The sequence below is a fragment of the Acidovorax sp. KNOB132 genome (assembly GCF_057541515.1).
Window position 1 is genome coordinate 1 of the sequence record NZ_BAAJYT010000163.1, and the last position, 8,661, is coordinate 8,661.

Sequence of the window (8,661 nt, forward strand, 5' to 3'; positions counted from 1 at the left end):
CGACTGGCCGCGCGCTCGGCGTCCTGCGCCTGCGGGGCGCGGGGCTCGTAGCCCGCGTTGCGCACCGCCCGGCGCAGCTGCGCCTCCATCGCCGCGCCCCCACCGGCCACACCAGCCACATCGGCAGCACTGGCCGCATAGACCACATGGGCCCGCTCGGTCGCCAGGTTGACCGTGGCCTCCTGCACGCCCGGCACCTTGCGCAGTGCGCGCTCCACGCGGCCCGAGCAGCTCGCGCAGGTCATGCCGCCGATGCCCAGGTCGAGCGTGCCCGGGGCGGAATCGGAGGGGGATGGCGGGGCGGTGGGTGTCGGGTTCATGGTGGGCACCTTAAACCTTGACGCGATGGCAAGGTCAAGCGCCCCGCGGAAAGCACGGGGCCGCTTGACTCTGCCACCATGTCAGGGTTCATGATGCTGGCACCCATTGTTCTTCCACCCTTTCCCGAACGGAGCACCCCATGCAACACCATCTCCAAGTCACCGGCATGACCTGCGGCCACTGCGAACGCGCCGTCGTCCACGCCGTCCGCCAGGTCGATCCCGACGCCACCGTGCAGGTGGATCTGGCCCAGGGCAAGGTAGTGGTCGAGAGCGACCGGGGCGCGCGACGCGCTGGCCGCCGCGATCACCGAAGAGGGCTACACGGTCGCCGCATGAGCGCCACGGCCGCACCGCAGGGCGGCCCGGTGCCCATCGGCACCGCGGCCGAGCGGGCCGGGGTCTCGCCGCGCATGGTGCGCCACTACGAGGCCCTGGGCCTGCTGGCCGGCGTGGCGCGCACCGGCAGCGGCTACCGCCAGTACACCGAGGCCGACGTGCACACCCTGCGCTTCATCCGCCGCAGCCGCGACCTGGGGTTCTCGATGCAGGAGATCGCCACCCTGCTCGGCCTGTGGCAGGACAAGCGCCGCGCCAGCGCCCACGTCAAGCAGATCGCCCAAGCCCACATCGACGATCTGGCCCAGCGCATCGCCGCCATGCAGGCCATGCAGCGCACGCTGCAGTCGCTGGTGGGCTGCTGCCAGGGGGACGAGCGGCCGGACTGCCCGATCCTGGACGACCTGGCCGCAGCGCCCGAAAGCGCTGCCGAAGCCGCCCATCCGCATCAAAAAAGATAGCAGCATGCCCTAGCATTCATTGCCATTCAGGCAAAAAAGCCTCGCAAATGGCTGCAGCAAAAGCGGTAGCAGCTCATTTTTCAATAGCAAAACACAGGAGACAACGATGCCGCAGCCACCCGCACCCGACGCCGCCAGCCCGCCCCTGGTCTTTCGCCGGGAGGGGGCCGTTGCCACGCTGCAGTTCCACCGCCCGGCCGCGCTCAACGCCATCGACGTGCCCATGGCCCAGGCCCTGTGCGCGGCCGCGCGCAGCATCGCGGCCGATCCCGGCGTGCGGGCCGTGGTGCTGTGCGGCGCGGGCAAGGGCTTCATGGCGGGGGGCGATCTGGCCACCTTGCGCGAAGACCCTGTCCAGGGCGCCGCGGACCTGCTGGGCCCGCTCAACGAGGCCGCCACCCTGCTCGCGAACATCGACGCGCCCGTCATCGCCAAGGTGCACGGCGTGGCCGCCGGGGCCGGCATGAGCCTGATGCTGCTGGCCGATTTCATCCTCGCCGCCGAGGGCACGCGCTTCAACCTGGCCTACATCAACCTGGGCACCAGTTGCGACGTGGGCGCCTCGTGGGCCCTGCCGCGCCAGGTGGGCCTGCGCCGCGCGCTGGAGATCGCCCTGCTCGGCGACACGCTCACCAGCGCCGATGCCGAGCGCCTGGGCCTGGTCAACCAGGTGGTGCCCGCCGACCAGCTCGATGCGGCGGTGGACGCACTCGCCGAGCGCCTGGCCGCCGGCCCCACGGTGGCGCTGGGCCACATGCGCCGGCTGATGCGCGCCTCGTTCGACCGCGACCTGCCCGCGCAACTGGAGGCGGAAACCCGCGCCTTCGGCGACTGCGCGCGCACGGCCGACCTGGCCGCGGGCATCGCCGCCTTCTACGCCAAGGAAAAACCGCGCTTCGAAGGGCGGTAGGCACCCCTGCGCGGCAGGGCACCACACGGCAGCGGCCGCTGACGCCCACGCGCCTGCCCTGCCGGCCGCCCGGCCCTACCATTCCGTCCGATCCGCAGCGCAGCGCAACGACCGGCCCCCGATTTTCAGCACCTGTCCGTCCATTCATTCATTCCTTGAGGAGACCCCTGCCATGAACCACCGCGACGTCTTCATCGTCGGCACCGCCCGCACCGCCATCGGCACCTTCGGCGGCACGCTCAAGGACGTGCCCAACAGCCAGCTGGCCACCACGGTCACGCGCGCCGCAATCGAACGCAGCGGCCTCGCACCCGACACGGTGGGCCACGTGGTCATGGGCAACGTCATCCCGACCGACACCAAGGACGCCTACCTGGCCCGCGTGGCCGCCATCGATGCGGGCTGCCCCATCGAGACGCCGGCCTTCAACGTCAACCGCCTGTGCGGCTCCGGCCTGCAGGCGATCGTGTCGGCCGCGCAGGCCATCGTGCTGGGCGACTGCGACGTGGCCGTCGGCGGCGGCAGCGAATCCATGAGCCGCGGCCCCTACTTCGACACCGCCGCGCGCTACGGCCAGCGCATGGGTGACGCCAAGAGCATCGACTACATGCTGGGCATCCTGCACGACCCCTGGCAGAAGATGCACATGGGCATCACCGCCGAGAACGTGGCCGAGCGCTACCGCATCAGCCGCACCATGCAGGACGAACTGGCCGCCGCCAGCCAGCACCGCGCCGCCGCGGCCATTGCCGCCGGGCACTTCAAGGCGCAGATCGTTCCGGTCGAGATCGCCACGCGCAAGGGCACCGTGCTGTTCGACACCGACGAGCACGTGCGCGGCAACACCACGCTGGACGTGCTGGCCGGCATGAAGCCCGCGTTCAAGAAGGACGGCGGCAGTGTCACCGCCGGCAATGCCTCGGGCATCAACGACGGCGCCGCCGCCGTGGTGCTGGTGGCCGGCGACCGCGTGGCCGCGCTGAACGCCAAGCCGCTCGCCCGCCTGGTCGGCTACGCGCACGCGGGCGTGGACCCGGCCTACATGGGCATCGGCCCCGTGCCCGCCACGCGCCAGGTGCTGCAGCGCACGGGCCTGAAGATCGAGGACATGGACGTCATCGAGGCCAACGAGGCCTTCGCCGCCCAGGCCTGCGCCGTCATCCAGGAACTCGGCCTGGACCCCGCCAAGGTCAATCCCAACGGCTCGGGCATCTCCCTGGGCCACCCCGTGGGTGCCACCGGCGCGATCATCACGACCAAGGCCGTCGCGGAGCTGCACCGTACCGGCGGGCGCTATGCGCTGGTCACGATGTGCATCGGCGGCGGGCAGGGCATCGCGGCCATCTTCGAGCGGGTTTGAAACGGTTGGAAACAGCCAGGGCAAAAGGCACGCGGCCGACTAGGATCGCTGCTTTTGTCCGCCCACTCGACGATGCCTTACATCTACCAAAACGCCGAAGCCCTGGAGGGAACCAGCAAGGTCGGCAGCAAGCACTGCGTCGCCCTGCTGCAGCACTATGCGCAACTGCCCCACACCAGTTCCTGGAAACCGGGCGAGACCGTCTTCGGCAACGCCAACATCAAGAAAGGCACGGCCATCGCCACCTTCAACGACAAAGGACGCTACGGCAGCCTGCCCACGGGCAACCACGCGGCGTTCTTCATCTCGCAGGACCCCGGCGGCATCTGGATCATGGACCAGTGGCTGAGCGATACGCAAAAACCCAAGGTCTCCATGCGCTACATCCGCCCGAAGGTCCAGCGCAAGAACGGGGATTTCGCCGATCCCAGCAACAACGCCGCCGCGTATTCCGTCATCGAGTGATCGACCAAGAAAAGGCCCACATGCGCTCCACCCCCCTTTTGCGCCGCCCTGCAGCCCGAGCGGCGGCGCTGGTTGCCCTTACCGCAGCGCTCTTCTCTGGCGTGTCCGCTCCAGCGATTGCCGCCACGGCATCGCTGGACTGCCCGGCCACCGTGCGCCTCACCTCGCCCCGCGCGGAGGCCGCCGGCCTGCCGGCCGGCACCGAGATCGTGCTCGACCAGCGCCCCCTGCGCCTGACCGGCCACAACGTCTTCGACGGCCCGCCCGCCCAAGGCGCCGTCCTCATGCCCCAGTCGGACAAGCCCGGCAAGGGGGGCGCCACGGCCGTGTGGAATTTCGAAGGCGACTACCCGCAGGGCAAGTTCCTCGCATGCGACTACGCCGGCGGCGCCGTGCGCGTGGTGCAGCGCGTGGACGACGCGGTGAAGCGCTGCACCGCCCGATCGAGCACCACGAAGAACCCGGCCACGCTGCAGACGCGCTTCCAGTGCGAGTGAGCCGCGCCTGAGGGCGCGCGGCGGATGTCCGGGCAGACGGGAATCCGCCGCGACACGCAGCGCCGTCAATTCGCTATTTTTTTAATAGCAATCCAGGCAAACAATCCGCCGGCATGGCGGGGTTTTCACTTGTAGAACGCTTCCACCGCGCCCTTGAGCGTGATCATCAGCGGCCGGCCCTTGCGGTCCACCGTCTTGCCCGCGGGCACCTTCACCCAGCCCCCGCTCACGCAGTACTCCTCCACGTCGAAGCGCTCCTTTCCATTGAAGCGGATCCCGATGTCGTGCTCGAACACGGCGGCGACATGGTGCGGGCTGCGCGGGTCGATGGAGAGGTGGTCGGGCAGGTCGGGGCGTTGCGGAGCGTCGGTCACGGAAAGGCTTTCTGAGGGAAGGCGTGAATGGGATGGCAGTCGAAGGGGTGAATTGTCCAAGGTTTGAGAGGCAGCGCAGTCACCGCAGCATCGCGTACCCCACCCCGATCGCCGCCGCCAGCCCCACCGCATCCGCCACCAGCGCGCACGCCAGCGCATGCCGCGCGTGCCGGATGCCCACGCTGCCGAAGTACACCGCCAGCACGTAGAAGGTGGTTTCCGTCGATCCCTGCACGATGGCGGCCAGGCGGCCGGCGAAGGAATCGACGCCGTGCGTCTGCATGACGTCGATCATCAGGCCCCGCGCGCCGGCGCCGGAGAGCACCTTCATCAGCCCCACGGGCAGGGCCGGCAGGAACGCGGTGTCCCAGCCCATCGCCGCCACGCCAGCGCCGATGGCGCCCAGCAGTGCATCCATGCAGCCGGCTGCGCGGAAGATGCCGATGGCCGCGAGGATGGCGATGAGGTAGGGCACGATCTGCACCGCCACGCCAAAGCCTTCCTTGGCGCCTTCGATGAAGGCGTCGTAGACGTTCACGCGCCGCACGGCGCCCGCCAGCACGAAGAGCATGACCACGCCCAGGATGACCGCCGCCCCGGTGGTGCCGGCGATGCGCGCGGCCTGCTCGGCCGGCAACCGGGCCAGCGCCGTGACGGCAACTGCCAGCAGCCCGGCCACGGCCAGCACCGGCAGCAGCAGGCGCGCGCGCCACAGGGGCAGGCGCTGGCACACGGCCACGGCCAGCACGCCCGCCAGCAGCGACGCGAAGGTGACCAGCAGCGTCGGCAAAAAGATGTCCGCCGCGTTGAAGCCCGCGCCCAACCCCTGCTTCAGGGCCAGGCTCTGGCGGATGGCGATGACCGAGGTGGGAATGAGCGTGAGCCCCGCGGTGTTCATCACCACGAACATGATCTGCGCGTTGCTGGCGGTGTCGGGCGGGCCGGGGTTGAGGGTCTGCAGTTCGCGCATGGCCGTGAGGCCGAGCGGCGTGGCGGCGTTGTCCAGGCCCAGCAGGTTGGCCGAGAGGTTCATGGTCATCGCGCCCTGCGCCGGGTGGCCGTCAGGCACCCCGGGGAACAGCCGGCGCAGCAGCGGGGCGGCGGCGCGGGCGAGCAGCTCGATCATGCCGGCGCGCTCGCCCACGCGCAGCAGGCCCAGCCACAGCGCCATCACGCCGGCCAGGCCCAGCGAGATCTCGAAGCCCGAGCGGGCCGCATCGAACAGCGCGGCCAGCAAGGCCTGGAAGATGCCGTCCGCGCCCAGCAGCCAGCGCACGACAGCGGTGGCGAACGCCACGGTGAAGAACCCGATCCAGACCCAGTTGAGCGCCATGGCCGGGATGGTAGCCGCACGGACCCTGAGAACCTGTCCAATGTCTTTCTGGAGATCGCGTTGGCGCTCAATCGCCCGGCGTTCTCAGAGAAATCCGATCCAGCGCCCCGCCAGCACGGCCCCCAGCCACAGCGCGAGCGACACCGCGGCCTGCATGCGCACCCAGCCGCCAGCGCGCCCTTCGCGCAGGACGCGCGCCCAGTGCCCGCCGGCATGCAGCGCCAGCGCATTCAGCAGCGCCAGCCCGATGACCGCCACCTTCACCAGGAACGCCGGATTGGCCAGGTAGTCGGCCGGCCGGGTGGCGAACAGCCACAGCCCGGTGACCAGAGCCAGCGCGATCCCCGCCCCCGCCGCGCGCGACAGGAACGGACCCAGCAGCGCCAGCGGGATGCGCCGGCCGATGGCGCCCCACAGGCGCAGGTCCAGCAGCACGGCGGCGCCCACGCCCAGGCCCAGCACGGCGATGTGCAGGGCGTTGACCACCAGGTAGGCCGTGCCGGACTGGCGCAGCCACGCGGCCGGGGCGGACGCGGCCAGGGTGTCCAGCAGGGGCGTGAGCCCGGCGAAATCCATGGGGCCTTCTAGCGTTTGGGGCTCTGGATGCGCTCGGGGTAGAGGTCGTAGGTCTTGCCGCCGACCTGGATCTGCACGGCCTTCATGCGCCGCTGGGAAGTGTCCCGGTCACGGTTGCCGATGGCGGTGATGGCATCGCCCGGCTTGGCGGAGGCCGCGGTGAAACCGGAGCGCTCGGTCTGCGACGGATTGCCCAGTTCCACGCGCCAGAGGGCGCCCTCGGCGGTCTTGACCTCCAGCGTCGGGTGGGGCGGCGCGATCTGCACGCGCTGCACGGTGCCGGCCAGCTCGGACTGGGCTTCTTCCGCCCAGGACCAGCCGTGGTGCGCCTGCGCGGGGCCGGCGCACAGGGCCGCCAGGGCGACGGCGGTGCTGACAACGGAACGGGTGATGACGGTCATCGGATACCTCCAGGCAACGGTTTTCACGGGACGTGGGGAATGCGCGCGCGGGCCATCGGTCCAGGCCGGCCCTGCCGCGACAGCCATCGTGCACGCAACGGGGCGCATCGCCAAACGATGGCCCCACGGCGATGCGGGTTCGCGCCCGCGCGGCAGCGCGCTGTCCCAGGCCGCGAGCCCGCGGGTCAGAACGGTGCGTCGTCGTCTTCGGCACCATCGGTCGCCACCGCAGCAGGGCTGCTCGAAGGCGCAGGGGCGGCAGGGCCGGCCGCCGGCGCTGCCGGGGGCGTGCCGCCCAGTTCGGTGCGGCCTTCGCCACCCAGCGCCTCGATCAGGTCGGGAATCAACTTGCTGAGTTCGCCCGTGGCGATGGCCACGTCGGTGTCGAAGCCGCCGTCATCGGCCTTGGTGCCTTCGAACACGGTGTCCAGGAACGATATCTTGCGCACCTGCAGGCCTTCGCTCAGCAAAAAGGACACGCGGTCGTCCCAGGTCATCGCGAGCTTGGTGGGCAGCTTGCCGGCGGCGATGTGCTCGCGCACCTCGTCGATGTCGAGCGGATGGCGGGCATAGCGCACCACGGCCTTGGCCTCGTCGGCGCTCTTGAGCTCGCACTCGCGGTCCACGCTGAAGCCCACGGGCGGCTCCTGCGTGCTGAGCCAGTGCGACATGGCGGCCTGGGGCGAGGTCTGCGTATCGAGCAGCGCCACCGACAGGCCGGGCAGCGCCTCGACCAGCAGCGTGACGACCTCGTCGGCCCGCGACTGGCTGCTGGTGTCCAGCACCAGCCAGTGGGCCTGCGGGTCGATCCACACCCACATCGATCCCTGCTTGGTGAAGGCCATGGGCAGCAGGTCGAGCTTGGCCTCGTCCTTGAGCTCCTTGGCTTCCTTCTTGCCGGGCTTGCGGCCGGTTTCCTGCTCGATGCGCGCGGCCTTTTCCTTGACCTTGCGGTTGAGCACCGAGCCGGGCAGCATCTTGGACTCGACCATGAAGCGCAGCACCCACTGCCCGCCCACGGATTCGGCCATGGGGCCGTGCGCGTCGCCCCGCGGCGGCACCCAGCCCAGCGATTTTTCCTGCGTGGCGCCGCACTCCACGAACGGCGTCTTGGCCAGCGCCTCCTCCACCTGCGGCAGGTCCACCTGCCACTGCGGCGCGATGCGGTACACGATCATGTTCTTGAACACGGAAATCCTTCAGCTCTGACGTTCATTGGCACACCCTGGGGCGCACGCCCGGGGGCGCGGCGCGGTGCAGCGGGGTGCCATTGTCGGGGGTGCGGTCGGCGCCGGGCCCGCGGCCTGACGTGGCCTTCGCTGGCATGGCACCCCGTTTGCTATGGATTCAATAGCTGTACAGGCAATCAATACGCCGGCATGGGGCCATTCCCATCCCCCTTTGCACGGACAGGGCAACCAACCCTTGTCACAACTTTACACAGCCACACGAACGCCTCACGCCGGCGTTACACAGGGGGAAGACACTGGCCCTCAACCGCTGCAACGGTCGTTGCGGCGGACCCACTCGCCCCCTGGGGCAAGAAAGGAACCACCATGTCCATCTTCTTCCAACGACGCATCGCCGGCGCTGCCGCCGCCACCGCCCTGCTGGCCGCCCTGGCC

Annotated in this window: 11 protein-coding genes and 1 pseudogene; 6 read left to right on the plus strand and 6 right to left on the minus strand. The window is 70.1% G+C overall.

The genetic code is table 11. The features are described from left to right. The coding region (locus AC27IO_RS17295; protein ID WP_498739874.1) for a cation transporter at positions 1–320 on the minus strand (320 nt) is incomplete at its 3' end. 167 nt (positions 321–487) lie between these two features. On the opposite strand from AC27IO_RS17295, the pseudogene AC27IO_RS17300 reads away from it, so the two are divergent. From AC27IO_RS17300 to AC27IO_RS17325, 6 genes and pseudogenes are all read left to right on the plus strand, one after another. After that, positions 488–538 (plus strand): annotated as a pseudogene (locus tag AC27IO_RS17300) (heavy metal transport/detoxification protein); the annotation flags it as partial. A gap of 117 nt (positions 539–655) precedes the next feature. Continuing rightward, complete coding sequence (cueR, locus tag AC27IO_RS17305; protein ID WP_284397304.1) at positions 656–1,120, plus strand: Cu(I)-responsive transcriptional regulator; 465 nt, start codon at positions 656–658, stop codon at positions 1,118–1,120. Between the two features lie 106 nt (positions 1,121–1,226). Beyond that, a complete protein-coding gene (locus AC27IO_RS17310; protein ID WP_498739875.1) occupies positions 1,227–2,030 on the plus strand; it encodes an enoyl-CoA hydratase/isomerase family protein in 804 nt (267 codons plus the stop codon). 172 nt (positions 2,031–2,202) lie between these two features. Then, a complete protein-coding gene (locus AC27IO_RS17315; RefSeq protein ID WP_284430499.1) occupies positions 2,203–3,390 on the plus strand; it encodes an acetyl-CoA C-acyltransferase family protein in 1,188 nt (395 codons plus the stop codon). Between the two features lie 72 nt (positions 3,391–3,462). After that, a complete protein-coding gene (locus AC27IO_RS17320; RefSeq protein WP_284430500.1) occupies positions 3,463–3,855 on the plus strand; it encodes a BPSL0067 family protein in 393 nt (130 codons plus the stop codon). A gap of 20 nt (positions 3,856–3,875) precedes the next feature. Next, positions 3,876–4,352 carry an STY0301 family protein gene (locus AC27IO_RS17325; RefSeq protein WP_317356845.1) on the plus strand — a complete coding sequence of 159 codons (477 nt, stop codon included), beginning with the start codon at positions 3,876–3,878 and terminating at the stop codon, positions 4,350–4,352. A gap of 125 nt (positions 4,353–4,477) precedes the next feature. Here AC27IO_RS17325 and AC27IO_RS17330 read toward each other — a convergent pair whose 3' ends face one another. From AC27IO_RS17330 to AC27IO_RS17350, 5 genes are all read right to left on the minus strand, one after another. Next, positions 4,478–4,726: a DUF3297 family protein gene (locus AC27IO_RS17330; protein WP_284397321.1), complete on the minus strand. Its 249-nt coding sequence runs from the start codon at positions 4,724–4,726 to the stop codon at positions 4,478–4,480. 79 nt (positions 4,727–4,805) lie between these two features. After that, positions 4,806–6,059: a nucleoside recognition domain-containing protein gene (locus tag AC27IO_RS17335; protein WP_498739877.1), complete on the minus strand. Its 1,254-nt coding sequence runs from the start codon at positions 6,057–6,059 to the stop codon at positions 4,806–4,808. Between the two features lie 84 nt (positions 6,060–6,143). After that, a complete protein-coding gene (locus tag AC27IO_RS17340) occupies positions 6,144–6,635 on the minus strand; it encodes a DUF2214 domain-containing protein (protein WP_498739879.1) in 492 nt (163 codons plus the stop codon). An 8-nt stretch (positions 6,636–6,643) separates the two neighbouring features. Continuing rightward, a complete protein-coding gene (locus tag AC27IO_RS17345) occupies positions 6,644–7,036 on the minus strand; it encodes a DUF6152 family protein (RefSeq protein ID WP_498739880.1) in 393 nt (130 codons plus the stop codon). A 185-nt stretch (positions 7,037–7,221) separates the two neighbouring features. Continuing rightward, positions 7,222–8,226 (minus strand): recombination-associated protein RdgC, encoded by a 1,005-nt coding sequence (locus AC27IO_RS17350; protein ID WP_498739882.1) that lies wholly within the window; start codon positions 8,224–8,226, stop codon positions 7,222–7,224. Positions 8,227–8,661: the final 435 nt, after the last annotated feature.